General features: G+C 70.8%; 26 protein-coding genes. 8 read left to right on the top strand and 18 right to left on the bottom strand.

Annotated features, from left to right (window positions below):
- Positions 1–82 precede the first annotated feature (82 nt).
- The gene (groES, locus tag EFK50_RS17845) at positions 83–379 is read right to left on the bottom strand and encodes a co-chaperone GroES (protein ID WP_221177477.1); all 297 of its coding nucleotides are present in this window, start codon (positions 377–379) and stop codon (positions 83–85) included.
- Positions 380–567: 188 nt separating this feature from the next.
- Here groES and EFK50_RS17840 point away from each other — a divergent pair, with 188 nt between their 5' ends.
- Entirely contained in the window at positions 568–1,725 is a 1,158-nt protein-coding gene (locus EFK50_RS17840; protein WP_123228940.1) for a class I SAM-dependent methyltransferase, read from the top strand.
- A gap of 1 nt (position 1,726) precedes the next feature.
- On the opposite strand, the gene EFK50_RS17835 is transcribed toward EFK50_RS17840, so the two are convergent.
- The 5 genes from EFK50_RS17835 to EFK50_RS17815 form a co-directional block, all read right to left on the bottom strand.
- Positions 1,727–2,845 (bottom strand): glycoside hydrolase family 16 protein, encoded by a 1,119-nt coding sequence (locus EFK50_RS17835; protein ID WP_123228939.1) that lies wholly within the window; start codon positions 2,843–2,845, stop codon positions 1,727–1,729.
- A gap of 96 nt (positions 2,846–2,941) precedes the next feature.
- Positions 2,942–3,427, bottom strand: a complete 486-nt coding sequence (locus EFK50_RS17830; protein ID WP_123228938.1) for an SRPBCC family protein — start codon at positions 3,425–3,427, stop codon at positions 2,942–2,944.
- Positions 3,424–3,774: an ArsR/SmtB family transcription factor gene (locus EFK50_RS17825; protein ID WP_123228937.1), complete on the bottom strand. Its 351-nt coding sequence runs from the start codon at positions 3,772–3,774 to the stop codon at positions 3,424–3,426. Before EFK50_RS17825 ends, EFK50_RS17830 begins: the two co-directional genes overlap by 4 nt.
- Positions 3,775–3,846: 72 nt before the next feature.
- Positions 3,847–4,458 carry an MBL fold metallo-hydrolase gene (locus tag EFK50_RS17820; RefSeq protein ID WP_123228936.1) on the bottom strand — a complete coding sequence of 204 codons (612 nt, stop codon included), beginning with the start codon at positions 4,456–4,458 and terminating at the stop codon, positions 3,847–3,849.
- Positions 4,455–5,540, bottom strand: a complete 1,086-nt coding sequence (locus EFK50_RS17815; protein ID WP_123228935.1) for an S-(hydroxymethyl)mycothiol dehydrogenase — start codon at positions 5,538–5,540, stop codon at positions 4,455–4,457. Before EFK50_RS17815 ends, EFK50_RS17820 begins: the two co-directional genes overlap by 4 nt.
- A gap of 123 nt (positions 5,541–5,663) precedes the next feature.
- Here EFK50_RS17815 and EFK50_RS17810 point away from each other — a divergent pair, with 123 nt between their 5' ends.
- The 3 genes from EFK50_RS17810 to EFK50_RS17800 all read left to right on the top strand — a co-directional run bounded on the left by EFK50_RS17810 (position 5,664) and on the right by EFK50_RS17800 (position 8,668).
- Positions 5,664–6,233 carry a SigE family RNA polymerase sigma factor gene (locus tag EFK50_RS17810; protein WP_123229105.1) on the top strand — a complete coding sequence of 190 codons (570 nt, stop codon included), beginning with the start codon at positions 5,664–5,666 and terminating at the stop codon, positions 6,231–6,233.
- Positions 6,230–7,447 carry a hypothetical protein gene (locus EFK50_RS17805; protein ID WP_123228934.1) on the top strand — a complete coding sequence of 406 codons (1,218 nt, stop codon included), beginning with the start codon at positions 6,230–6,232 and terminating at the stop codon, positions 7,445–7,447. The genes EFK50_RS17810 and EFK50_RS17805 overlap by 4 nt, the downstream gene beginning before the upstream one ends.
- A 69-nt stretch (positions 7,448–7,516) precedes the next feature.
- Positions 7,517–8,668 carry a glycoside hydrolase family 183 protein gene (locus tag EFK50_RS17800; RefSeq protein ID WP_123228933.1) on the top strand — a complete coding sequence of 384 codons (1,152 nt, stop codon included), beginning with the start codon at positions 7,517–7,519 and terminating at the stop codon, positions 8,666–8,668.
- 54 nt (positions 8,669–8,722) lie between these two features.
- On the opposite strand, the gene tsaD is transcribed toward EFK50_RS17800, so the two are convergent.
- From tsaD to glmS, 8 genes are read right to left on the bottom strand one after another with little or no spacing between them, the layout of a single operon-like run.
- On the bottom strand, positions 8,723–9,766 hold the full coding sequence (gene tsaD / locus EFK50_RS17795) for a tRNA (adenosine(37)-N6)-threonylcarbamoyltransferase complex transferase subunit TsaD (protein WP_123228932.1): 1,044 nt from the start codon (positions 9,764–9,766) through the stop codon (positions 8,723–8,725).
- Positions 9,763–10,224, bottom strand: a complete 462-nt coding sequence (locus tag EFK50_RS17790; RefSeq protein ID WP_123228931.1) for a GNAT family N-acetyltransferase — start codon at positions 10,222–10,224, stop codon at positions 9,763–9,765. Before EFK50_RS17790 ends, tsaD begins: the two co-directional genes overlap by 4 nt.
- Positions 10,221–10,850: a tRNA (adenosine(37)-N6)-threonylcarbamoyltransferase complex dimerization subunit type 1 TsaB gene (gene tsaB / locus EFK50_RS17785; RefSeq protein ID WP_123228930.1), complete on the bottom strand. Its 630-nt coding sequence runs from the start codon at positions 10,848–10,850 to the stop codon at positions 10,221–10,223. The genes EFK50_RS17790 and tsaB overlap by 4 nt, the downstream gene beginning before the upstream one ends.
- Positions 10,851–10,859: 9 nt before the next feature.
- Positions 10,860–11,759: a tRNA (adenosine(37)-N6)-threonylcarbamoyltransferase complex ATPase subunit type 1 TsaE gene (gene tsaE, locus EFK50_RS17780; protein ID WP_123228929.1), complete on the bottom strand. Its 900-nt coding sequence runs from the start codon at positions 11,757–11,759 to the stop codon at positions 10,860–10,862.
- Positions 11,756–12,919 carry an alanine racemase gene (gene alr / locus EFK50_RS17775; protein ID WP_123228928.1) on the bottom strand — a complete coding sequence of 388 codons (1,164 nt, stop codon included), beginning with the start codon at positions 12,917–12,919 and terminating at the stop codon, positions 11,756–11,758. Before alr ends, tsaE begins: the two co-directional genes overlap by 4 nt.
- Before the next feature lie 23 nt (positions 12,920–12,942).
- Positions 12,943–14,328 carry an NAD(P)H-hydrate dehydratase gene (locus EFK50_RS17770; RefSeq protein WP_123228927.1) on the bottom strand — a complete coding sequence of 462 codons (1,386 nt, stop codon included), beginning with the start codon at positions 14,326–14,328 and terminating at the stop codon, positions 12,943–12,945.
- Positions 14,329–14,368: 40 nt separating this feature from the next.
- The gene (locus EFK50_RS17765; protein ID WP_123228926.1) at positions 14,369–14,716 is read right to left on the bottom strand and encodes a holo-ACP synthase; all 348 of its coding nucleotides are present in this window, start codon (positions 14,714–14,716) and stop codon (positions 14,369–14,371) included.
- 7 nt (positions 14,717–14,723) lie between these two features.
- Positions 14,724–16,568, bottom strand: coding sequence for a glutamine--fructose-6-phosphate transaminase (isomerizing) (gene glmS / locus EFK50_RS17760; RefSeq protein WP_123228925.1), 1,845 nt, complete (start codon positions 16,566–16,568; stop codon positions 14,724–14,726).
- Between the two features lie 70 nt (positions 16,569–16,638).
- Here glmS and coaA point away from each other — a divergent pair, with 70 nt between their 5' ends.
- Both coaA and EFK50_RS17750 read left to right on the top strand, forming a co-directional pair.
- Positions 16,639–17,595 (top strand): type I pantothenate kinase, encoded by a 957-nt coding sequence (gene coaA, locus EFK50_RS17755; RefSeq protein WP_221177461.1) that lies wholly within the window; start codon positions 16,639–16,641, stop codon positions 17,593–17,595.
- Positions 17,592–18,218, top strand: coding sequence for a class I SAM-dependent methyltransferase (locus EFK50_RS17750; RefSeq protein WP_123228923.1), 627 nt, complete (start codon positions 17,592–17,594; stop codon positions 18,216–18,218). The genes coaA and EFK50_RS17750 overlap by 4 nt, the downstream gene beginning before the upstream one ends.
- Here the strand turns inward: EFK50_RS17750 and EFK50_RS17745 are convergent.
- A complete protein-coding gene (locus EFK50_RS17745) occupies positions 18,202–19,005 on the bottom strand; it encodes an enoyl-CoA hydratase (RefSeq protein WP_123228922.1) in 804 nt (267 codons plus the stop codon). The two genes, EFK50_RS17750 and EFK50_RS17745, sit on opposite strands and share 17 nt — an antisense overlap.
- 50 nt (positions 19,006–19,055) lie before the next feature.
- Here EFK50_RS17745 and EFK50_RS17740 point away from each other — a divergent pair, with 50 nt between their 5' ends.
- Positions 19,056–20,435, top strand: a complete 1,380-nt coding sequence (locus tag EFK50_RS17740) for an NAD-dependent malic enzyme (RefSeq protein ID WP_123228921.1) — start codon at positions 19,056–19,058, stop codon at positions 20,433–20,435.
- 76 nt (positions 20,436–20,511) lie between these two features.
- The gene (locus EFK50_RS17735; protein ID WP_123228920.1) at positions 20,512–22,650 is read left to right on the top strand and encodes an MMPL family transporter; all 2,139 of its coding nucleotides are present in this window, start codon (positions 20,512–20,514) and stop codon (positions 22,648–22,650) included.
- A 6-nt stretch (positions 22,651–22,656) separates the two neighbouring features.
- Here the strand turns inward: EFK50_RS17735 and glmM are convergent, their stop codons facing one another.
- Genes glmM through rplM form a run of 3 tightly spaced genes read right to left on the bottom strand, consistent with a single transcriptional unit; the run spans position 22,657 to position 25,005 of the window.
- Complete coding sequence (gene glmM, locus EFK50_RS17730; RefSeq protein ID WP_123228919.1) at positions 22,657–24,003, bottom strand: phosphoglucosamine mutase; 1,347 nt, start codon at positions 24,001–24,003, stop codon at positions 22,657–22,659.
- A 17-nt stretch (positions 24,004–24,020) separates the two neighbouring features.
- Positions 24,021–24,536, bottom strand: a complete 516-nt coding sequence (gene rpsI / locus EFK50_RS17725; protein ID WP_425454388.1) for a 30S ribosomal protein S9 — start codon at positions 24,534–24,536, stop codon at positions 24,021–24,023.
- Positions 24,537–24,561: 25 nt separating this feature from the next.
- A complete protein-coding gene (gene rplM / locus EFK50_RS17720; protein ID WP_123228918.1) occupies positions 24,562–25,005 on the bottom strand; it encodes a 50S ribosomal protein L13 in 444 nt (147 codons plus the stop codon).
- Between the last annotated feature and the right edge of the window lie 256 nt (positions 25,006–25,261).

Below are 25,261 nucleotides of genomic sequence, written 5' to 3'. Positions count from 1 at the left end.
GCTGCTCCTAAAAGTTAGAGATCCCGAGGTGCCCGGCACCCGGCTGGCAAGGCGAACGCCGCCAGCCGGGATGCCAGGTGCCTCAGGAAACGATCGCGAGGATGTCGCGGGCGGAGAGAAGCAGGTACTCCTCGCCGGCGTACTTCACCTCGGTACCGCCGTACTTGCTGTAGATGACCTTGTCGCCCACGGCGACGTCCATCGGGACCCGCTCGTCGCCGTCCTCGTTGAAGCGGCCGGGACCGGTCGCGACGACCAGACCCTCCTGCGGCTTCTCCTTGGCGGTGTCCGGGATGACCAGGCCGGAGGCGGTGGTCTGCTCGGCTTCGAGCGGCGAGACGAGGACGCGGTCCTCGAGGGGCTTGATGTTGACCGACACGATGTCGACCTCCACTTTCACGCATCGTTGGGGTGGAACACGCTTGGCATCTGTGGTTTCCGTACGCCGTCGCGGGGGTCGCACGTCGATCACAGACGCTGGCACACTCACAGGGAGAGTGCCAGTTCCGAACTTAGCACTCGACCCAAGGGAGTGCCAACGGCGGGGCGGCACGCGATGATGTCCGGATGGACCTCGACGCGTTCCGCTGGCTGCTCACCGCTCCCGGCCAGCAGCTGCTCGAGCGCGCCGCCTCCGCTCCGGCCGATCCGCTGCGGGCCAGCGCCGCCCTGCGCAAGGACGCCTCCGCCGAGCACGTCGCGGCGGCGCTCACCCAGGTCGAGCTGCGCCGGAAGGCGGTCGCCAAGTTCGGCGACGACGCCGCGGCGATGTACTTCACCACCGACGGACTGGAGCAGTCCACCCGGCGGCCGGTGGCGAACCACCGGGCTGCCCGCCTGGTGGCCGCGCAGTCGGCGACCGCGATCGACCTCGGCTGCGGCATCGGTGGCGACCTGCTCGCCCTCGCCGCCGCCGGCATCACGGTCGCCGGTATCGACCTCGACCCGGTCCGGGTCGAGGTGGCCCGGGCCAACCTCGCCGCCCTCGGGCTGCCGGGCGCGGTCACCGTCGCCGACGCGACCACGGTCGACCACACCGGGTTCGAGGTCGCCTTCGCCGACCCGGCCCGACGGGGAGCCCGCGGCCGCACCTTCGACGTCGACGACTGGACTCCCCCGTGGCCGTTCGTCCAGTCGCTGCTGACCCGGACCGCCTGCGTGAAGGTCGCACCCGGCATCCCGCACGCGCTGGTCCCCGACGACGTCGAGGCCGAGTGGGTCAGCGACCACGGCGAGGTCAAGGAGGCCGCGCTCTGGTCCGGCGCGCTGGTGTCGACCCGACGCCGGGCGACCGTGATCGGCGACGGCGGGCTGGCGACGCTGACCGACGAGGACGACAGCCCGGCCGCGGTACGGACGGTCGGCGACTACCTCTACGAGCCGGACGGCGCGGTGATCCGGGCCGGCCTGGTGACCGCAGTGGCGGCCGGGGTGGGCGGCGGCCTGGTCGACGAGCACATCGCCTACGTCACCGCGGACTCCCCCTTCAAGACCCCGTTCGCCCGGTCGTACCGGGTCGTCGAGGAGCTCCCCTACCGGGAGAAGCCGCTGCGGGCGGCACTGCGCGAGCGCGGCATCGGCCGGCTCGCGATCAAGAAGCGCGGCGTCGACGTCGTCCCGGAGGAGCTCCGGAAGCGGCTCGCCCTCGCCGGCGACGCCGAGGGCACTCTCGTGCTGACCCGGGTCGCCGGCAAGGGCGTCTGCCTGCTGGTGGAGCCGTTCTAGCTCACTTCCAGACGCGGACGTAGTCGACGTTCATCGTGCCCAGCGGCGCGCGGCCGTCGTACACGTTGCCGGCGGCGCCGAGCCCCTGGGTGAGCATCATGATGTACGGCTTCGCGAACGCCGCGTCCCCCGACGTGTTGGTCAGGCAGGACTTGCCGTTGACGAAGATCTGGACCTTCTTCGCCGTCCACTCCATCGCATAGGTGTTCCACTGACCGCGCGGGGCGTAGCAGTTCCAGGCGGTGTTGATCCCGGGCAGCGGCCCGTAGGCGTCGGCGCTGTAGTGCAGGAACGGGATCGACAGCGTCGGGTACGACGAGTAGGTCTCGCTGATGTCGATCTCTCCGGCGTACGGCCAGACCGTCTTCGACGCGACCCGGTCGTCGGGCCAGAGCCAGAAGGCCTCGTGCAGGCCCGGGTACTTGGTCGCGGTGTTCTTGATCCGGGCCTCGTAGCGCCCGTACTGCTGGCCGAAGGTGCGGTAGCTCATCACTCCGCCGCTGACGTAGCTGGTCGGCCCGCTCAGCGCGGCGAAGGTGCAGCTGACCGGCGTCCTGACCTTGCGGACGCTGAGGTTCAGGCTGCCGCCGGACACGTTCACGGTCGACGGGTCGTCGGCGTAGCAGGCGTGCGAGGCCTGGGTACCCATCGCGAAGGCGGTCTGCGGCGTCCAGACCGAGCGGTCCAGGTCCGAGCCGTTGAACTCGTCGCTGAACGTGCAGGACCAGGTGCTCCCGTCGGCCTTCCGCAGCAGTGGACCGCAGCCGTCGAAGGCGACCTTGGCGGCCGGAGCGACCTTGGCCGCGGTCGCCTTCACGACCACGGTCCTGCTGACCCGGCCGGCGGCGGCCGCGCGGAGCTGGGTCCGGGCCGGGGCGCGTAGGCTGACCCGGAAGGCGCCCTTGCGCACCGCGACCTTCCGTACGACGACCCAGCGGCCGGACTTGCGCTGCTCGATCCGGACCTTGCGGGCGTGCCCCTTGACCTTGCCGCTGACCACGACGGACTTGCCGACGTGGTGCATGGCGACGGTGAGACCACGCACCTGCTGTGCCTCAGCGGGGGCGCTCAGGACGAGCGTCCCGGCCAGACCCACCACGAGTGCGATGACGTACTTCATGCTCGACTCCTCCCGAGGGAGGCAGTCCGAGCGACGACCCTCCCCGTCGATGAGTCGAGTTTAGGTCATTATATCCGTTTTGTCTTTATTGTGGCATTACTCCTGATTCAACAGCTCATCGAGCTGCTGGTACCCCTCGATGATCCCGGACTCCATGCCGCTGGCCACCATCGAGTCGCGCTCCTCCACGCTGGAGCCGATGCTCCGGTTGACCAACCGGGTGCGACCGCCGGGGAGCGCCTCGAACCGGGCGATCTCCAGGGCGACGGCATCCGGCACGCCGGCATAGGTGAAGGTCTGCACGATCCGCTCGTTCTCGCGGATCTCGTGGAACGAGCCGTAGAAGGAGAAGACGTCCTCGCCGCGGCCGGACGAGTACGCCCAGCGCCCGCCGGTCCGGGCGTCCCACTCGCCGAGCTTGAAGCTCAGGTCCCGCGGGCCGATCCACTGCGCGAACAGCGCGGGGTCCACGTGCGCCCGGAAGACCCGGTCCGGCGTCGCGTCGAACTCACGGATGATGTCGATCCACGGAACTCCGGCCGGGGCGATGATCTCGGTCTCGTGCTTGGCGACGGTGCTCATGATGCTCCTCGTTGCTCGGTCGAACGGGTGGCGTCGGTCTCGGCAAGCAGCTGGTCGAGGCGGCGGTAGCGCTCCTCGGCCTGCTGGCGGTAACGCTCGATCCACTTGGTCATCAGGTCGAACACCTCCGCCTCCAGGTGCACCGGGCGCCGCTGGGCGTCCCGGCTCCGGCTGACCAGACCCGCGTCCTCGAGCACCTTGAGGTGCTTGGAGATCGCCTGCAGCGACACGTCGTACGACGACGCGAGCTCGCTCACGTTCGCGTCGCCGTCCGTCAGCCGGGCGACGATGTCACGCCGGGTCGGGTCGGCCAGGGCGCTGAAGACCCGGGAGAGCTGGTCAGCCATCTGCATCCTCGTTGAAGCCTTGTCGAAATCAACCTCTTGGTTGAATAAGAGTGCACCCGTCGTCCGGCTTTGTCAACCGTTCAGTTGAATACGCTCCGCACCGATCGTGGTGTCCTCCCCGTGCCCGGTGTGCACGACGGTGTCGTTGGGCAGCGCGAACAGCCGTTTCCGGATCGACTCCACGATCTCGTCGGCATCGCTGAAGGAGCGACCGGTCGCCCCCGGCCCGCCGTGGAACAGGGTGTCGCCGGTGAAGACGCAGCCGAGCTCCGCGGCGTACAGGCAGACGGCGCCGGGAGCGTGGCCGGGCGTGTGCAGCACCTTCAGGGTGGTGCCCCCGACGGCGATCTCCAGGCCGTCGGCGAGGTCGAGGTCCCAGAGCTCGTCGGTGTGGGTGAGCTCCCAGACGACCTTGTCCGCCGGGTGCAGCATGATCGGTGCGGTCGTGGCGACCCGCAACTCTGGCGCGACCCGGACGTGGTCGTCGTGCGCGTGCGTGCAGATGATCGCCTTGACCTTCCGCTCCCCCACGACCGCCAGGATCGCGTCGACGTCGTGCGGGGCGTCGATGACCACGCACTCGTGGTCGTCACCGACCACCCAGACGTTGTTGTCGACCTCGAAGGTCTCGCCGTCGAGGCTGAAGGTGCCGCTGGTGATGCCGTAGTCGACCCGAGCGCTCACAGGACCACGACGCTTCGCAGCACGTCGCCGTGGTGCATCTTCTCGAACGCCGCCTCGATGTCGCCGATGCCGATCTCCTCGGAGACGAAGGCGTCCAGGTCGAGCCGGCCCTGCCGGTAGAGGTCGACCAGCAGCGGGAAGTCGCGGCTGGGCAGGCAGTCGCCGTACCAGCTGGACTTCAGCGAGCCGCCGCGTCCGAAGACGTCGATCAGCGGGAGGTCCGGGACCTTCATGTCCGGGGTCGGGACGCCGACCAGGACGACGGTGCCTGCCAGGTCGCGGGCGTAGAACGCCTGCTTCCAGGTCTCCGGCCGGCCGACCGCGTCGATCACGACGTCCGCCCCGAAGCCGCCGGTGAGCGCTTGGATCGCCTCGACCACGTCGCCCGCGCCCGCGTTCACCGTGTGGGTGGCGCCCAGCCCCTGGGCCCACTCCAGCTTCCGGTCGTCCAGGTCGACGGCGATGATCGTGCCCGCCCCGGCCAGTGCCGAGCCGGCCACCGCTGCGGCACCGACGCCGCCGCAGCCGATCACCGCGACCGACTTGCCGCGGGTCACGCTGCCGGTGTTGATCGCCGCGCCGAGCCCGGCCATCACGCCGCAGCCGAGCAGGCCGACAGCGGCCGGACGGGCTTCCGGGTCGACCTTGGTGCACTGCCCGGCAGCCACCAGGGTCTTCTCGATGAACGCGCCGACGCCGAGCGCCGGGGACAGCTCGGTGCCGTCCTCCAGCGTCATCTTCTGGGTGGCGTTGTGGGTCGCGAAGCAGTACCAGGGCTCGCCGCGGTTGCAGGCCCGGCAGTCACCGCAGACCGCGCGCCAGTTCAGGATCACGAAGTCGCCCGGCGCCACCTCGGTCACGCCCGGGCCGACCGCCTCGACGACGCCCGCCGCCTCGTGGCCGAGCAGGAACGGGAACTCGTCGTTGATCCCGCCCTCGCGGTAGTGCAGGTCGGTGTGGCAGACCCCGCAGGCCTGGACCTGGACGACGGCCTCGCCCGGCCCGGGGCCCGGCACGTTGATGGTGACCAGCTCGACGGGGGCGCCCTTGCTCCGGGCGATCACTCCCTGGACCTGCTGCATCGATCGTCTCCTTAGCTCTTCGAGTGCTTGGGAACGACCCTCTCACTCCCGCGAAAACTTCCGACATGCCCGGTGCAACCTTTTCCTCGGAGGCCTCGTCTGGTCAGGTGAAGGAGGTGGATGATGCTCACCACGACCAAGGAGTCACTCTTGCCCGACGGCCCCGATCCGCACGGCTCCGGCCCCCGTTCCGACTTCGAGGACTGGATGGCCGCCCGGCAGCACCGGCTGCTGCGCACGGCGTACCTGCTCACCGGGGACGTGCACGCGGCCGAGGACCTGACCCAGACCGCGCTCGCCAAGGTGTACCTCGCCTGGGACCGCGTCTCGAAGGCCGAGTCCGTCGACGCCTACGCCCGCAAGATCCTCGTCAACGAGCACACCTCGATGTGGCGGCGGCTCTGGCGGCACCGCGAGGTCGTCAGCGACACCAGCACCCACGACGTACCCGTCGCGGCCCAGGAGTACGACGGCGTCGGCGCGACGCTCTGGGAGGCCGTCAAGGCGCTTCCCGAGCGGCAGCGCGAGGTGGTCGTGCTGCGCTACTACGAACAGCTCTCCGAGAAGGAGGCAGCCGAGGCCCTCGGCGTCTCCACCGGAACCATCAAGTCCCAGTCCAGCCGCGCGCTGGACACCTTGCGCAGCCGCCTCGGCGCGCAGACCGATCTCGCCGGATGGGAGGCCCACTCATGAACCCGGCAGCCAAGAACACCCCCGAGAACGAGCTCACCAAGACCCTGCGCCGTCAGGCGGACCACTTCTCCGCCAGCGGCGGCGGCAACCTCGACTACGCCCAGGTGGTCTCCCGGGCCGGCGAGATCCGCCGCGGACGCCGGATGCGGGCGTCGATGGTGATGGCGGCCGTGGTGGTCGCGGTGGCGGTCCCGATCGGGATCACCACGCTGGCAAGCGATCCTGTCAAGAAGACACCGTCGGTGGCCACCGAGCCGGACGGCTCGAAGATCGGGTTGACGGCGATGCCGACCGGCAAGGCCCCCACGAACGGGTACCTCCTCGACGGCACCTTGTACGTCGGGAAGAAGCGTCTACCGCTCGGGTCCGGCGGCGACCCGATGGAGCTGGTCCGGATCGACGGCGGCTACCTGGTCGCGCGGTCGACCGAGCAGAGCATGGCGGTCAGCTTCATCAGCGACAACGGCAAGAGTACGGGAGAGGCCTGGCCCTACGAGGGCGGTGGCATTGCCGTCTCCCCCGAGGGGAACGTCGGCGCGTTCGTCGAACCCGACGGCACCGTGATGGCGGTCGAGGGCGGCGGATCCCGCTACTTCGAGATCGGCTCGGTGCCGGCCGCCGGCCACTACTCGGCCCGCGCTGTCGTCGGCGAGAACTGCTCGGGTCGTTCCGAGGAGACCGGCTGCACCGTGTACGTGCAGAGCAACGACGAGAAGCCGAAGGTCTACACGATCTCCCCGCACCAGGAGGCGGCGGAGGTGGACACCCCGATCATCGGACTTGCGGACGTGCGCACCGACGGATCCCGGACGTTGCTGGCCGGGATGATCTCGGTCAACGACACCGAGCCCGGGTCGTGCTCGGAGGTCAGCGAGAACGGCAAGCAGCTGTGGAAGACCTGCGACTACTCGCTCGACGAGTTCTCGCCCGACGGGCGGTACGTCCTCGCCGGCCCGGCGTACCGGGACGGTCCGGGCGACGGCAAGTTCGCCGTCCTGGACGCTGCCACCGGTGACCTGGTGCTCGACCTGGGTACCACCCGCGAGGCCATCGTGGTGGCGACGCGCTGGGACGACGACAACCACGTGGTGGCGACGGTCATCGAAGGCAACCAGTCCGCGATCGTCCGGTTCGAGACCAACGGCAGCCGGGAGTACGCGTCGAAGAAGGTCACCGAGCCCGAGCCGTACCTCACCTCGTTCCTCCTCGGCTGACCCACCCGGCCCGAGCCTCCCGACACCCGTCTCCGCTTCTTGGGGGAGACTGGCGCCGGGAGGCTTGTGGTGTTGAAGCGACGGTGGCGGATCGGCTTGCTGGTGCTGGCCGTGGCTCTGGTCGCGGTGGTGGCCGCGCTCGGCGCTCGTCCCGGCACGCCTGCCGACCCTGCTCCCGAACCGGCGTTCTCGCTGGACTGCCTGCCGTTCACTCCCCCGACGGACGTCGCCGCGCTGAACCGGCTGATCGCCGGCTACCGGTCGGTGCCCGGGTTCGTCGGCGCCGACGTCGGGGCCGACGTGACGCTGAGCGACGGCCGCACCCTCTGGGTCTTCGGCGACACCCTGCGGCAGCCGAACTTCGACGGGCAGCGCTTCGTCCGGAACTCGATGCTGATGTTCTCCCCGGGGTGCGCGACGGTGGTGATGCCGAAGGACCGCGGGGCCGTCGTACCGGACCGGGGTGACGGGGTCGGCTACTGGCCGATGGACCTGGGCGTGGTGCGCAAGGACGGCTTCGACCTGGTCGGGGTCAGCCTGCAGCGGGTCCGGTCGACCGGGCCGGAGGCGTTCGACTTCGAGATCCTCGGGCCGGCGATCGCGCTCTTCAGGGTCGCCCCCGGCGCCGCCCCGGAGCTGCAGCTGGTCCGTGACCTCGGTCGGGACGACCCCGACTCCGAGCGGCCGATGTGGGGTGCGGCGGTCGAGACGGTCGGAAGCACGGCGTACATCTACGGCACCGCGCAGCCGGGCGATCGCAGTGCGTTCGGCTGGTCGCTCCAGGTCGCCCGTGCGCCGATCACCGCCGTCACCGACCCGCGCCGGTGGCGCTACTGGGACGGCCGCCGCTGGCAGCGCGACCCGTCCCGAGCCGCCGTCCTGATCCCGGCGATCAAGGGCGTCTCCGAGGTGCTCTCGGTCTTCCACCGCGGGAACGACTGGTACGCCGTCAGCAAGCGCGACGAGATGCTCGGCACCGACCTGGTGATCTGGAAGGCGCCGTCACCGACGGGACCGTTCGTCGCCGGCCCGGCGCTGGCCCAGATCCCGTCGAACGAGGGACTGCTGCGGTACATGCCGCTCGCGCACCCGGACCTGCTCCCGGACCCCGACTCCCTGGTCGTCTCCTACAGCCGCAACACCGCGGATCTCAGCCGCCTGCTGAAGGACCCGGACCTCTACCGCCCGCACTTCCTCCAGGTCCCCCTCCCCGTTGAGTAGGCCCGTCCGGCCTGTTGAGTAGGCCCGTTCGGTCTGTTGAGTAGGCCCGTCCGGTCAGCGCAGGATCAGGTCCACGGGCATCGAGGAATCGGCGGGGAGGTCGAGCGGCGAGGGGACCCGCCCGCGGGCGACCATCTCGGAGCCGAGGACGGCGACCATGGCGCCGTTGTCGGTGCAGAGCCCCGGGCGGGGCACCCGGACCCGGATGCCCTTGGCGGCGGCACGCTCCTCGGCCAGGAACCGCAGCCGCGAGTTCGCCGCGACCCCGCCGCCGATCAGGATGTCCTCGATGCCCTCGCTGGCGGCCGCGTCGATCGCCTTCCGGGTGAGTACGTCGACGACCGCCTCCTGGAACGCCGCCGCGACATCGGCGACCGGGACCGGCTCACCGCTCGCCTCCCGGGCCTCGACCCAGCGCGCGACCGCGGTCTTCAGCCCGGAGAACGAGAAGTCGAAGCGGTGCCGCTCCAGGTCCTTGCGGGAGGTGAGACCGCGCGGGAAGTCGATCGCCACCGAGTTGCCCTCGCGCGCGACCCGGTCGATGTGCGGGCCGCCGGGGAACGGCAGCCCGAGCAGCCGGGCGACCTTGTCGAACGCCTCACCGGCGGCATCGTCGATGGTGGCGCCGAGCGGGGTCACCGAGGTGGTCACGTCGTCGACGCGGAGCAGCGACGAGTGGCCGCCGGAGACGAGCATCGCCAGGCACGGGTCCGGCAACGCGCCGTGCTCGAGCTGGTCGACCGCGACGTGCGCGGCCAGGTGGTTCACGCCGTACAGCGGCTTCTCCAGCGCGATCGAGAGTGACTTCGCGGCGGCCACCCCGACCAGCAGCGCTCCGGCCAGACCCGGACCTGCCGTGACAGCGATCGCATCGACGTCGGACAGCACGATGCCGGCGTCGTCGCAGGCCCGCTGCAGCGTCGGGACCATCGCCTCCAGGTGCGCCCGCGACGCGACCTCGGGGACGACGCCCCCGAAGCGGGCGTGCTCCTCGACCGAGGACGCGACCGCGTCGGCGAGCAGGGTGTGCCCGCGGACGATGCCGATCCCGGTCTCGTCGCAGGAGGTCTCGATGCCGAGGACCAGGGGCTCGTTCACGGGCGTCCTCCGCAGCCGGCGATCAGCGGCAGCCGCATCACGACGGCGTCGGTCCCGTCGCGGTAGTAGCGGGTACGCCGGTCGATCTCGACGAAGTCCCGCGCCGCGTAGAACGCCAGCGCACCCCGGTTGTCGGCGCGGACCTCGAGCAGCATCCGGTCGGCACCGGTGCTCGGCGCGTGCGCGACGACGGCCGCGAGCAGGTCGGAGGCGATGCCGGAGCGCCGGTGCTGCTCCCGGACCCCGATGCGCTGGAGCTCGGCGATGTCCCCGGCGTACGACGCGACCGCGTAGCCGACCGCCGTACCGTCGACCTCGGCGACCAGGTAGTCGATCGTCGGTAGTCCCCCGGTGATGCCGTCGAGGACCAGTCCCTCGCTCCAGGCATCGGCGCCCTGAGTGGCCTGCTCGAGCTCGACGACCGCGGCGACGTCTGCCTCGACGGCGGCGCGGATCACGAGACCTTCTTCGCGGTCTGGGCGGCGACCGCGTCCGGGCGGCGCAGGTAGAGCGGGTCCGGGTCGAGCAGCTCGAACCGCTCCCGGACGACGACGTCGCAGAGCACGGCCGCGTCCGGGTGCTCGGGGCCGGCCGCGTTCGGGAACGCCTCCGGGTAGAGCAGCGCGCCGCGGCCGATGACCAGGCTGTCGGTGGCGGCGACCGCGGGCTTCACGACCTCCGGCCCGGAGACCCGCTGCCGACTCGCGTACGACGCCAGGTAGACCTCTTTGCGCCGGGCGTCGGTCGCGATCTGGAACTCGTCGTGGCCGGCGTCCATCGCCTCGGCCGCGAGGATGTCGAGGGTGCAGACCCCGTAGACCGGGATCTCCAGGGCCAGCGCCATCGTCCGCGCGGTCACCAAGCCGACCCGCAGCCCGGTGAACGGACCGGGGCCGACGCCGACCGCCACCGCGGTGACGTCCCGACTGGCGGCACCCACCTGCGCAAGCACGTCCGCGATCCCGGGGGCGAGCATCTCGCCGTGCTTCATCGCCTCGGTGGAGACGTACTCGGCGACGACGCGGTCGCCGTCGTGCAGGGCGACGGTGACGTGCGGGGTCGCGGTGTCGAAGGCGAGAAGCACGAGACGAGGCTAGCCGAGGGTCGCCAGCGGCGCGTCGGCCCACCTGGCGCCGATCGGGGTGATCGTCAGCGTCCGGACGTCGTCGGCGGCCCGGGTCAGCGCCAGCTCGAGCCGGTCCGCGCTGAGCGTCTCGGCGAGTCCCGCGCCCCACTCCACGACGGTGACGGCCTCGTCGAGATCGGTGTCCAGGTCCAGGTCGTCGAGCTCGGCCGCGTCACCGAGCCGGTACGCGTCGACGTGCACGAGCGCCGGACCGCCGGCCACCGAAGGATGCACCCTGGCGATCACGAAGGTCGGCGAGGTGATCGGGCCGCGCACCCCCAGCCCCTCCCCGAGTCCCTGGGTGAAGGTCGTCTTCCCGGCGCCGAGGTCCCCGGTGAGGATCAGCAGGTCGCCGGCCCGGAGCTGGGCGCCCAGCCGCCGTCCGACCGCCTGGGTGTCCTCGGGGGTCGGCAGCCTGGTCGAGATCGGCAGCAGTCGGCGCAGGTGCAGCCGGGGTCCGTCGCGGTCGACCTCGACGTACCCGTGCCCCTCCCAGAAGCCGACCGTCCGGGGCAGCTCCGCACGTGCCTCCAGGGCCAGACCGGCGAGGTCGCGCTGCCGTGCCACCGACTCGGCACGCTCGGCGAGCAGGCTGGCGATCCCGTGCCGGCGCGCCTCGACGAGGACTCCGACCCGACGCAGCCCGAGCAGCTCGCCCTGCTCGGCGAAGATCAGCGTGCCGACCGGCCGGCCGTCGTGGATCGCGAGCAGGCCGCCGTGGGCCGCCAGCGCCGCGGTGACCGATTCCAGGGTCTCGTCCAGCGCCGTGGCCGGCGGGTCCAGGACGGGTCGGCTGGCGAAGGCCTGGTGGATCACGGACAGGACGTCCTCGGCGCGCTCGGCCCCGACCTCGAGCAGTTCGGTCATCCGTTGACCCACCGGCGGTGGACGCGACCCGCCGCGCCGCCGATTCGGGTGACGATCTCGTAGGAGATGGTCCCGCACGCCTCGGCCCAGTCGTCGACCGTCGGCTCACCGGCGGTCCCCGGACCGAACAGCACCGCGTCGTCCCCGGCCTGGACCGAGTCCGGCACCGCCACCACGAACTGGTCCATGCAGACCCGGCCGAGGATCCGGCAGTGCGCGTCGCCGACCCGCACCTCGGCGCGCCCGGAGGCGTGCCGCGGGACCCCGTCGCCGTACCCGAGCGGGATCAGCGCCACGTGCTGCCGGCGGTCGCTGACGTAGGTGTGCCCGTAGGAGACCCCGTCCCCGCGACCGATCTCCTTGGTCAGCGCGACGTCCGCGCGCACGGTCATGATCGGGGTCAGCCCCAGCTCGTCGGCGTCCAGGACGTCGGGCGCCGGGTTGATGCCGTACGCCGCGATCCCGAACCGCACCAGGTCGAACCAGGCGTCCGGGCGGAGCAGGGCTCCGGCCGAGTTCGCCAGGTGCCGCACCTCCGGGTCGAGGCCGAGCTCCTCGGCCAGCGCCAAAGCCTCGTCGAACGCCGCCACCTGCTGGTCGTTGGCGTGGTGCGCGGGCTGGTCGGCGCAGGCGAAGTGGGACCAGATGCCGACGATGTCGACGCGGTCCTCCTCCTGGAGACGGACGCCGGCCTCGAACAGCTCGCGCCACTCGGAGCGCGGGGCGCCGTTGCGGGACAGACCGGTGTCCACCTTCAGGTGCACCCGCGCCACCATCCCGGAGGAATCGGTGCCGGCGGCGATCTCGTTCAGCTGCTGGACCGAGGACGCGCTCACGTCGATGTCGGCGCCCACGGCGTCGCCGTAGTCCTCGCCCGGCACCCCGAGCCAGCTGAGCAGCCGGCCCTCGTCGCCCGCGGCGCGCAGGGCGAGCGCCTCGGTCTGGGTCGCGACGCCGAGCCACGGCACTCCGGCCTCGCGGGCGGCGCGCGCGCACTCCACCAACCCGTGACCGTAGGCGTCGGCCTTGACGACGACCATCACCGCCGGCCCGTCGGTGTCAGTGGCGACGAGCTCGCCCAGGCGATCGAGGTTCTGGCGGAAGGCGGCGAGGTCGACGACGATCTCGGCGCGCGGCGTGGGGGTCGCGGACGGGCTCATAGTCCTGCCATCCTCCCATTCCCTCAGAACGGCAGGTCGCGCACGACCCCGGCAACGGCATCGGCGACGCCTTCCGGGGTCACCGGACCGCCCCCGCCGGCGACCGCGGCCGCGGCGCCGTGCACCCAGGAGCCGACGGACGCGGCGTCGAAGGTGTCGAGCCCGGCCGCGAGCAGCGAGCCGATCACCCCGGCCAGGACATCGCCGGCTCCGGCGACGGCGAGCCACGGAACTCCGCTGGTGGTGACCCGGACCCGGCCGTCCGGGTGCGCGATCAGCGTGTGCCGCCCCTTGAGCAGCACCACGGCCCCGTACGTCGTCGCCGCCAGCCGCGCGTGCTCCAGCTGCCGGGCCTCGACCTGCTCGCGCGGGACGCCGAGCAGGGCGGCGAGCTCGCCGGCGTGCGGAGTCAGCACGAGGTCGGCTCGGCCGGGAGCGACATGCCGCAGCGCATCGGCGTCCACGACCGTCGGGACCTCGTCGGCCAGCGCCGCCGCCAGCGCTGCCTCGGCCTCGGCATCGCCGCCCGGGCCGACCACCCAGGCCTGCACGCGCCCCGATGCCTCGTCCTGGGAGGCGACGATGCCGGGGTGCCGGCGGCGCACCTCGTCGGCGGCGGGGCCGACGTACCGGACCATCCCGGCGAGGCCGGCGCTGGCTCCGGAGGTGCAGAGCACCGCGGCTCCGGGATAGGCGGCCGAGCCGCCGCGGACGCCGACGACTCCCCGGGTGTACTTGTGCGCGAACCGGCCGGGGCGCGGCAGCAGGGCGGCGACGTCGTCGGACTGGAGCGCCGCCACCGGAGCCGCGGGCAGGTCGAGGTCGAGCCCGACCAGCGCGACCACGCCGCAGGCCTCGGCGGCCGGATCGACCAAGTGGCACACCTGGTGGGTCCCGAACGTCACGGTCAGGTCCGCGCGGACGTGCGCCCCGGCCAGCTCGCCGGTGTCGACGGCCACCCCCGACGGCACGTCGACGGCCACGACCAGCGCCTCCGGGAAGAGACCGACCGCCGCGGCCGCGGCCGGGGTCAGGCCCGCCCTCCCGCCGATCCCGACGATGCCGTCCACGACCAGGTCCGGGGCGCCGGCGTCCTCCGGTGCGACCACCCGTCCGCCCAGCGCCCGCAGCGCGGCCAGGCCCGAGGGGTGCACCCGGTCACCGAGCAGGATCGCCTCCACGCGGGCGCCGCGCCGCGCCAGCATCGCGCCGGCGTACAGGGCGTCGCCGCCGTTGTCCCCCGAGCCGACCAGCAGCAGCACCCGGCGTCCGTAGACCCCGCCGAGCAGCTCCGCGATCGCGACCGCGAGCCCGGCTGCCGCCCGCTGCATCAGTGCGCCCTCGGGCAGGGACGCAAGCGCCACCTCCTCGGCCGCCCGCACCTGCGCCACCGTGTGTGCTCGCCTCACCGCTCCAAGTTAGCGGGTCGGCTGCCGCCGTGCGCGGCCGTCAGACCAGGGTGACGAAGGCGATCGCGACCCCGGCATCGTGGGTCAGGGAGAGATGGGCCGTGCTGGCCCCCAGCTCCTCGGCCCGGGCCCGGACCGTCCCGCGCATCTCCAGGGTCGGCTGTCCGGACGGCAGCGAGACCACCTCGGCGTCGTGCCACTCCAGGTTCCCGGGGGCACCCAGGGCCTTGGCGATGGCCTCCTTGGCGGCGAATCGGGCAGCGAGGGATGCGATCGGCAGGACCGCCTCCGCGGGCGTGAACAGCCGGTCCCGCAGCGCCGGCGTCCGTTCCAGGGTGGCCTCGAAGCGGGCGATGTCGACGACATCCACGCCGACCGCGACCGTCATCGCGGACTCACTCGACCGTGACCGACTTGGCCAGGTTCCGCGGCTGGTCCACGTCGTGGCCCATCAGCGTCGCCAGCTCGCAGCTGAACAGCTGCAACGGGATCGTCGCCACCAGCGGCTGCAGCAGGGTCGGGACCGTCGGCAGCGGGATGAAGACGTCGGCGTACGGGACGACCTCGTCGTCGTCCTCCTCGGCGAGCACGATCGTCAGGGCCCCGCGCGCCCGGATCTCCTGGATCGCGCTGATCATCTTGTCGTGCAGCTGGTCCCGGCCGCGGGGCGGAACGATGCAGAACACCGGCAGCCCCTCCTCGATCAGCGCGATCGGGCCGTGCTTGAGCTCACCGGCGGCGAAGCCCTCGGCGTGGATGTAGGCCAGCTCCTTCAGCTTCAGCGCGCCTTCGAGCGCCACCGGGAAGCCCGCGTGCCGGCCCAGGAAGAGGACCGACCGGGCACCGAGGAAGCGCTGGGCCAGCTCGTAGACCGACGCCGAGTCGTCCAGCACCCGCTGCACGTGCGCCGGCATCTTCTCCAGCTCCCGTACGACGGCCGCGATCTCGTCGCCGAACTTGTTGCCCCGCACCTGGGCGAGGTAGAGGCCGAGCAGGTAGCAGGCGACCAGCTGGGTCGAGAAGCCCTTGGTCGAGGCGACGCCGATCTCGGGGCCGGCGTGGGTGTAGATGACCGCGTCGGACTCCCGCGGGATCGTCGAGCCGTTGGTGTTGCAGATCGCCAGCACCCGGGCCTTCTGCTTCACCGCGTGCCGGATCGCCATCAGGGTGTCGGCGGTCTCCCCGGACTGGCTGATCGCGACGACCAGGGTGTTCCGGGTCAGGATCGGGTCGCGGTAGCGGAACTCGTGGGCCAGCTCGACCTCGCACGGGATCCGGGTCCAGTGCTCGATCGCGTACTTGGCGACCATGCCGGCGTAGTTGGCGGTGCCGCAGCCGATGATGATGATCTTGTCGATCTCGCGGAGCTCGTCGTCGCTGATCCGGACCTCGTCGAGCTGCAGCTGACCGGCCTCGTCGTGGCGGCCGAGCAGTCCGTCCCCGATCGCACGCGGCTGCTCGAAGATCTCCTTGCGCATGAACCAGTCGTAGCCGTCCTTCTCCGCGGCGGCGAGGTCCCAGTCGACGTGGTAGCGACGGCCCTCGGCCGGGTTGCCGTCGAAGTCGCTGACCGCGACACCTTCGCGGGTGATCGTGACGACCTGGTCCTGGCCGAGCTCGAGCGCCTCGCGGGTGTGCTCGATGAACGCCGCGACGTCCGAGCCGATGAAGTTCTCGCCCTCGCCGATGCCGACCACCAGCGGGGAGTTGCGCCGAGCGGCGACGACGCGGGACGGGTCGTGCGCGTCGACCGCGACCAGGGTGAAGGCACCCTCGAGCCGCCGGCAGACGTTCTGCATCGCGGTCGTCAGATCGGCCCCGGCGAGCACCTCGGCCTCGAGCAGGTGCGCGGCCACCTCGGTGTCGGTCTCCGACAGCAGGTCGTGGTCGGCGCGCTCCAGCTCGTCGCGGAGCCGCGCGAAGTTCTCCAGGATGCCGTTGTGCACGACCGCCACCCGGCGCTGCGGTCCCTGGTGCGGGTGCGCGTTGACGTCGTTCGGCGCGCCGTGGGTGGCCCAGCGGGTGTGCCCGATCCCGGTCGTCGACGGCGGCAGCGGGTGCTCGGCGATCGCCTTCTCCAGGTTCGCGAGCTTCCCGGCCCGCTTGTCCGTGGACAGCGCCCCGTCCTGGACCAGCGCGATGCCCGCGGAGTCGTACCCGCGGTACTCCAGGCGCCGCAGTCCCTCGATCACGACATCGCGAGCCTGCCGCTCCCCGACGTATCCGACGATTCCACACATGGGGGCAAGTCTAGGGCGCGAACCCACCCGCCTCGGGCGGCCGAACGCTCGGACTGAAAGAATGATCACCATGGCCAACGGCACGCACCCCGGCGAGGCATCGCCGTACGTGGAGCTCGATCGCGAGGCGTGGGCCGAATTGGGTGCGCACACAGACCAGCCGCTGAGCGAGGACGAGGTCGAGCGGGTCCGCGGTCTCGGCGAGCAGCTGGACCTCGACGAGGTCCAGCAGGTCTACCTGCCGCTCTCCCGCCTGCTCAGCCTGTACGTCGAGTCGGCCGGCACCCTGCACCGCGCCCAGGAGGAGTTCCTGGACCGCCCGACTCCCCCGCGCACCCCGTTCGTGATCGGCCTGGCCGGCTCGGTGGCGGTCGGCAAGTCGACGACGGCCCGGGTGCTGCAGCAGATGCTCGCGCACTGGCCGGCGCACCCCAAGGTCGCGCTGGTGACCACCGATGGCTTCCTCCACCCCAACGCCGAGCTGGAGCGGCGCGGCATCCTGCACCGCAAGGGCTTCCCGGAGTCCTACGACCGCAAGGCGCTGCTCAAGTTCGTGATCGACATCAAGTCCGGCCGTGACGAGGTCGAGGCCCCTGTCTACTCCCACCTGGTCTACGACGTCACCGACGAGAAGGTGGTCGTCCAGCGGCCCGACGTCGTCATCGTCGAGGGGCTCAACGTGCTGCAGCCGCCGCAGACCCGACCGGACGGCCGCACCGGCCTCGCGGTCAGCGACTTCTTCGACTTCACCATCTACGTCGACGCGGCGACCACGGACATCCGCAAGTGGTACACCGAGCGCTTCCTGCGGCTGCGGGAGACCGCGTTCCGCGACCCGGCGTCGTACTTCGGGAAGTACGCCGGCCTGTCGGCCGAGGAGGCGATCGCCGAGTCCGGCCGGATCTGGGACGAGATCAACGGTCCCAACCTGGCGCAGAACGTGGCGCCGACCCGGTCGCGGGCGACACTGGTGCTGCGCAAGGACCACGACCACTCGGTCCGCTGGGTGAGGTTGCGGAAGCTGTGAGCGAGGAGCTGCCGCCGACCCGCTGGGAGCTCGGCGAGACCGCCGGGTACGGCGCCCGGTTCGCGAAGCTGATCGCCGACGGCGCTGACGTCGAGGGCGAGGCCCGGCTGGCCGACGTGCTGGTCGGCCGAGGCGCGAGGATCCTGGACGCCGGTGCCGGGATGGGCCGGATCGGGGCTGCGCTGCAGGCCCGCGGGCACCTCGTCGTCGCCGCCGAGAAGGATCCGGCCCTGGTGGCCGACGCGGCCGCCCGCTACCCGGGCCTGGCGATGGTCGAGACCGACCTGCTGGCGCTGACACCGGAGTCGATGACCGCCGCCGGGCACCCCGCGTCGTACGACCTGATCGTGCTCGTCGGCAACGTGATCGTGCTGCTCGCGCCCGAGACCGAGCGGCGGTTGCTCACCGGGCTGCGCGGCTTGCTCGCCGACGGCGGCCGGATCCTGGTCGGCTTCCACCCGGCGGGCGGCCACGGGAGCGCCCGGGACTACCCGGTCGAGGAGTTCGTCGCCGACGTCGAGGCCTCCGGCCTGGTCGTCCAGCACCGCTTCGGCACCTACGAGCTCGGGGCGCCGAGCGACGACTACTGCGTCGCCGTACTCGCCCCTAGCGGGAGTCGCTGAACTTCGCCGGACGCCCTTCCTTCCGCGCGCGGGTCGCCTCCTCGAAGTTGTCGGTGAGGATCCGCAGGTAGAGCTGGCCCAGCCCCTCGGCCTGCATGTGACCGTCCAGCGAGGAGGCGTCCAGGCCGTGGACGAGGGTCCGCTTGGTGAGCTCGATCCCGGGCTGGGAGAAGCCGGCGATCCGCTGGCCGATCTCGACAGCACGACCGACGACGTCGTCGGCGAGCTCGCTGACCAGGCCGATCCGCTCGGCCTCCTCGGCACCGACGTCGCGGCCGGTCAGCATGATCTCGGCGGCGCGCGAGGAGCCGATCGCCCGCGGCAGCAGGTAGGAGAGGCCGAGCTCGCTGGCGGTCAGGCCGTTGTTGATCCCGGCCGCCCGGAAGTACGCCGCCGGGGACGCCACCCGGATGTCGCAGGCCAGGCTCAGGCAGAGCCCGCCCCCGATCGCGGCGCCGTTGATCGCGGCGATCACCGGCTGGTGCAGGCCGCGGAGGGTCCGGGTGATGTCCTCGAGCATCTCCATCGAGCGCAGCGCGTACGTCGGCCGGGTCAGCCCCTCGACGTACGGCGGGGTCCCCGCGGACTCCTGATCGGCCCCGGAGCAGAAGCCCTTGCCGGCGCCGGTGACGACCACCGCGCGGATGCTGTTGTCGTGGCCGAGCTCCCGCAGCTGCTCGACGAACGGCACCATCACGTCGAACGCCATCGCGTTCATCCGCTCAGGACGGTTGAGGGTCACCACAGCGACCTCGGGCACGGGGCGATCCACCAGGACGAAGCTCACCCGAGGAACCGTACTTGCCCGTAACCCCGAGAGGGAGTCAATGTTGCGAGATGGCCAAGACTGCGACGACCTCCTCCTACTCGATCACCATGCGGCTGCACACCCCTCCGGACCACGGCATCGTCGGCGAGGCCGCGACCGCGATCGCCGCAGCCGGCGGGGTGGTGACCGGCATCGACGTCGTGGAGTCGAGCCCGACCCGGCTCCGGCTCGACGTCACCTGCTCGGCCGCGGACGGCGAGCACGCGCTCCAGCTCCAGGACGCGGTCGGCGCGCTGGCGGGCGTCGAGGTCCACAAGGTCAGCGACCGGACCTTCCTGCTGCACCTCGGCGGCAAGATCGAGGTCGCCTCGAAGGTGCCGCTGAAGACCCGCGACGACCTGTCGATGGCCTACACCCCGGGGGTGGGCCGGGTCTGCATGGCGATCGCGGAGAACCCGGACGACGTGTCCCGGCTGACCATCAAGGGCAACTCGGTCGCGGTGGTCACCGACGGGTCCGCGGTGCTCGGCCTGGGCAACATCGGGCCGGGGGCGGCGCTCCCGGTGATGGAGGGCAAGGCAGCGCTGTTCAAGCGGTTCGCCAACATCGACGCGTGGCCGATCTGCCTGGACACCCAGGACACCGACGAGATCGTCCGGGCCGTCGAGCTGATCGCGCCGGGCTTCGGCGGGATCAACCTGGAGGACATCGCGGCGCCGCGCTGCTTCGAGATCGAGCAGCGCCTCCGGGAGCGCCTCGACATCCCGGTCTTCCACGACGACCAGCACGGCACCGCGATCGTCGTCGTCGCCGCGCTGACCAACGCGCTCCGGGTCGTCGACAAGCAGCTCACCGAGGCGCGCGTCGTCGTCTCCGGAGCCGGCGCGGCCGGAACCGCCATCGTCACCCTGCTGCTGGCGGCCGGGGTCACCGATGTCGTCGTCTACGACCGGGTCGGCTGCCTGGTGCCCGGCCTTGAGGGGCTCGGCCCCGCGCAGCAGCAGCTCGCCGAGATCACCAACCCGCGCCGGGTGACCGGCGGCCTGCACGACGCGGTGCGCGACGCGGACGTCTTCGTCGGCGTGAGCGCTCCCGGTATCCTCGACCCCGAGTGGATCAAGGACATGGCCGCCCGCTCGATCGTGTTCGCGCTCGCCAACCCGGACCCGGAGGTCGACCCGGTCGAGGCGGCGAAGTACGCCGAGGTGGTGGCGAGCGGCCGGTCCGACTACCCCAACCAGATCAACAACGTGCTCGCATTCCCCGGCGTCTTCCGCGGGCTGCTCGACGCGCGGGCCACCGAGATCACCGTCGAGATGCTGCTCCGGGCGGCACGGGCGATCGCGGACGTGGTCCGGGACGACGAGCTCAATCCGAGCTTCATCATCCCCTCGGTCTTCCACCCCGACGTGCCCGGCGCGGTCGCGGCCGCCGTACGGGGGCACTGAGCCGGCGGCCGGCTTGTGACACACCCCATGTTTATTGATGTCGCCTGGACACCTGTCCAGGATTTAGGGTGAATCCATGTTTGCTGCCCTCGGTCGTTTCGTAACTCGTTTCCCCTGGTACGTGCTCGGCGCATGGGCCGTAGCCGCTGTGCTCATCATCGCGTTCGCTCCGGGGCTGAAGTCCACCACGGAGCAAGCCGACTTCCTGCCGAAGCACTACGAGTCGATCAAGGCGACCGACATTCTGGCGGACGCGTTCCCCCAGCAACGGGACAACGGCGCGACGATCGTCTTCGACCGAACCGATGGCAAGCCGCTGACCGCGGATGACAAGCAGGACATCGACCGGGTCAAGGCTGAGCTGAAGCTGGGTTCTGCGTTCACGGAGGCCGCCGCGCCGCAGTACCCACCCGTTGCCCAGCCGACCGTAGGTATCGTCAATATTGGCCTGGCAGACGGCGTGACTGGCCAGAACGAGTCCGACCTCGACCAGGTCGAGACCATGCGCGAAGACCTGAAGGACTTGATCCGGGGCACTGACCTGCGCGCGCAAACCACAGGCAACCTGGCCCAGGGCTACGACCAGACCCAGTCAGGCGCCAACGCCGAGGCGATCGTGATGATGGCGACGATCATCCTGATCATCGTGCTGCTCGGCTTCATCTTCAGAAGCGTCCTCGCTGCGATCACGCCGATTCTCGTGGTCGTGGTCGTGTACATCATCTCGCGCGGCCTGATTGCGATGGCGGCAGAAGCATTCGACCTCCAGGTCGACACCTCTCTGAGCATCATCCTCGGGGTGGTCCTCTTCGGCATCGGCACCGACTACTTCCTCTTCTACCTCTTCCGCTTCCGCGAGCGCCGACGTGAAGGCTCCGAGCATCGCGACTCCGCGTCCTACGCGGTCGCGCGCGCTGGCGAGGCCATCGCCTCCGCCGGCGGCGCCGTCATCGTCGCCTTCATGACGCTGACGCTCTCGTCCCTGGGCATGTTCAAGTCGATGGGCCCTGCCCTCGCCATCGCCGTCACCGTGATGCTGCTGGCAGCGCTGACCCTGGTCCCTGCAGTCGTGACCTTGCTCGGCCGAGGATTGTTCTGGCCGTCGAAGAAGTGGCATCTCCCGTCCTCGGGAACGCGGTTCGGAAGCATCGGCTCCTCGGTCGGAAGGCATCCGGTTCGCTACGTCCTCGCCTCGGGCAGCGCTCTCGTCTTCTTGACGCTCTTCATCTTCGTCGGCACCGGGTACAACCCGACCTTCGACCTGAGCGACAGCAACTCCTCGTCGAGCACGGAGTCGGCAAAGGGAACTGACACCCTGGAGAAGGGTGGCTTCTCGGCAGGCGCCACCCAGCCGACACCCGTCGTACTCAAGTCGAACCAGAAGCTCGACAGTGGCGAGCTGGACACGTTCCGCACCAGGCTCGAGTCCGTCCACGGCGTCGCCGAGGTCGCCAAGCAGGCAGTTCCCTCCGCGGACGGGAAGACCGCGCTAGTGATGGTCACCCTGAAGGACGACCCCTCCACCGATGCTGCGCTCCGAGTGATCAAGGACGACCTGCGACCCACCGTGCAGGATGCAGCACCTGACGGGGCTGACGCCTACGTCGGCGGCCTCGCCTCGGTGTTCGTCGACTTCCAGGCCGCGATGAACCGGGACTACTCCGTCGTGTTCCCGATCGCAGCCTTGATCATCATGGTGATCCTTGGCCTGGTCCTCCGATCGCTCGTCGCACCTTGGTACCTGATGCTGTCCGTGGGCCTCGGTTTCGGAGCAACCCTGGGCGCAGCGGTCATCGTGTTCCAGCACCTGAAGGGCGATGACGGGATCGTCTTCATGCTCCCGTTGCTGATCTACCTCTTCGTCGTCGCACTAGGCACCGACTACAACATCCTGATGATCAGCCGCCTGCGCGAGGAGGCCCGCTCGGGCAAGGAACCTAGGGCCGCTGCCGCGGAAGCCGTGCGCCACTCAGGTCCGACGATCGCCGTCGCCGGCGTGATCCTGGCGGGCACCTTCGCTGCGCTGATGCTCGGCGGAAATTCGTTCCTCGTGATGATGGGCTTCTCCGTCGCGTTCGGCATCATGATCTCTGCCTTCGTCATGGCGATGTTCTTCACACCTGCCCTCACCGCGCTGATCGGGCACGCCGCCTGGTGGCCCGGCCACGGCGACGAGACCGAGGAAGAGCACGAGGCTCGCGTCGGACACCACTGACCCGGACTAGAAGCTCAACCGCTCCCGTACGACGTCAGCCAGCCGCTCGGCGACCGCCTGCGCCTGCTCCGCGGTGGCGGCCTCGACCATCACCCGGACCAGGGGCTCGGTGCCGGAGGGACGCAGCAGCACCCGGCCGCTCTCCCCCAGCTCGGACTCGGCCTCACCGACCGCCGCGGCGAGCGCCTCGTCGGCGTGCGTCCGGGCCTTGTCGACCCCGGGGACGTTGACCAGGACCTGCGGCAGCCGGACCATCACTGAAGCGAGGTCGGCGATCGAGGACCCGGTCTCCACCATCCGGTCGAGGACCTGGAGCGCGGTCAGGATGCCGTCGCCCGTGGTGGCGTGCTCGCTCATGATGACGTGGCCGGACTGCTCCCCGCCGAGGGTGTGCGCCGAGGCCTTCATCGCCTCCAGCACGTAGCGGTCGCCGACGGCCGTCTGCTCGACGGTGATCCCGGCAGTCTTCATCGCCTGCACGAATCCCAGGTTCGACATCACGGTCGCGACGACGGTGTCGGCGGCGAGCCGGCCCTGCTCGCGCAGCGCGATCGCCAGGATCGCCAGGATCTGGTCGCCGTCGACGATCCGGCCGGACGCGTCCACGGCCAGGCAGCGGTCGGCGTCGCCGTCGAGAGCGAACCCGACATCGGCGCCGTGCTCGAGGACGGCTGCCTGGAGCACCTCGAGGTGGGTCGAGCCGCAGCCCTCGTTGATGTTCAGCCCGTCCGGCTCGGCGCAGATGGCGACCACCTCGGCCCCGGCCTCGCGCAGCGCGGTCGGACCGGCGACGGACGCCGCCCCGTGGGCGCAGTCCAGCACCACCTTGAGGCCCTCGAGCCGGTTCTTCAGGGTCGAGTCCAGGTGCGCGGCGTACTCCGCGATCGCCGTCGGATGGGTCCGGACCCGGCCGACGTCACCGCCGGTCGGACGCTCCCACGGCTCCTCGAGCCGCTTCTCGATGGCGTCCTCGATGGCGTCGTCGAGCTTGACGCCGCCGCGGGCGAGGAATTTGATCCCGTTGTCCGGCATCGCGTTGTGCGACGCCGAGAGCATCACGCCCAGGTCGGCGCCGAGGGCGTCGGTCAGGAACGCGACGCCCGGGGTCGGCAGCTCGCCGAGCAGGATCACGTCGACCCCGGCCGAGGCCAGCCCGGCCACCACGGCGGCCTCCAGGAACTGGCCCGAGATCCGGGTGTCGCGGCCGACGACCGCGAACGGCCGGTGGCCGGAGAAGGTACCGCGCTCGGCGAGCACGTGCGCTGCGGAAACGGAAAGGTCCAGGGCCAGCTCAGCGGTGAGAACACCGTTGGCCAGACCCCGGACCCCGTCCGTGCCGAAGAGCTTTGCCATAGAGGCAGGGAGCCCGATCAGCGCTTGCTGAACTGCGGTGCCTTGCGGGCCTTCTTGAGACCGGCCTTCTTGCGCTCGATGACGCGGGCGTCACGCGTGAGCAGCCCGGCCTTCTTGAGCGACGGGCGGTTGGCCTCGACGTCGACCTCGTTGAGGCAGCGGGCCACGCCGAGGCGCAGGGCGCCGGCCTGACCGGTGATGCCACCGCCGTGGATCCGGGCGATCACGTCGAAGCGGCCCTCCAGCTGAAGGTTCGCGAACGGCTCGTTCACGACCTGCTGGTGCAGCTTGTTCGGGAAGTAGCTCTCCAGGGTGCGGCCGTTGACGGTCCACTGGCCGGTGCCCGGGACGATCCGGACACGGGCGACGGCCTCCTTGCGGCGGCCGGTGGCGCCGGCGGGCGCGATGGTCGCCGGGCGGGCCGGCGTCTCCAGGCTCGGGGCGCTCTCGGAGGAGTAGGCGACGCCGTCCTCGTTGACCTCGTAGGTCTCCTCGAGCTCGACCTCGGCAGTCTCGTTCACGTTCTCAGTCACGTCAGAATCCTCGATCTACGAATGTCTACTGGGAGATCTGGGAGATCTCGAAGGGCTTGGCCTGCTGGGCCGCGTGCGGGTGCTCCGGGCCGGAGTACACCTTGAGCTTCTTGAGCATCTGACGACCGAGGCGGTTCTTGGGGAGCATGCCCCAGACCGCGTTCTCGATGGCCTTGCGGGCGTCCTTCTCCAGCAGCTCGCCGATCGGGGTCTGGGTCAGACCGCCCGGGTAGCCGGAGTGACGGTAGGTCAGCTTCTTGGTGGCCTTGTCGCCCGAGAGGTGCACCTTGGAGGCGTTCACGATGATGACGAAGTCACCGGTGTCCATGTGCGGGGCGAAGATGGTCTTGTGCTTGCCGCGCAGGAGCGTGGCGGCCTGGACGGCGAGCCGTCCGAGGACGACGTCGGTGGCGTCGATGATGAGCCACTCGCGCTGGATGTCCGCGGGCTTGGGGCTGTACGTACGCACGTGTATGCCTTAATCCTCGTTCGTAGCCGGACCGGGAAATCCCCGATTCGACGGTGCTGCTACGGCTTCTGACGAACACTGCCCGGCTCATGAGCGTCCGGGTCTGCACCCCGTCCCGTGCGAGGGACGTGGCGCGGCAGGAGTCGCGACCGGTAAGACTACCGGCGTACGCCCCGAAGGGTCAAAACGAGAGACGGGTTGGCGACCGCCTTCGGCCAGGGAATAGGTTGTCCGTGGGAACTGCGCCGCCGACATC

The organism is Nocardioides marmoriginsengisoli, from assembly GCF_003725695.1.
GTDB classification, from domain to species: domain Bacteria; phylum Actinomycetota; class Actinomycetes; order Propionibacteriales; family Nocardioidaceae; genus Marmoricola; species Marmoricola marmoriginsengisoli.
Note: the sequence above shows the minus strand (reverse complement) of the source record. Positions and strands in the feature narration are given on the sequence as shown.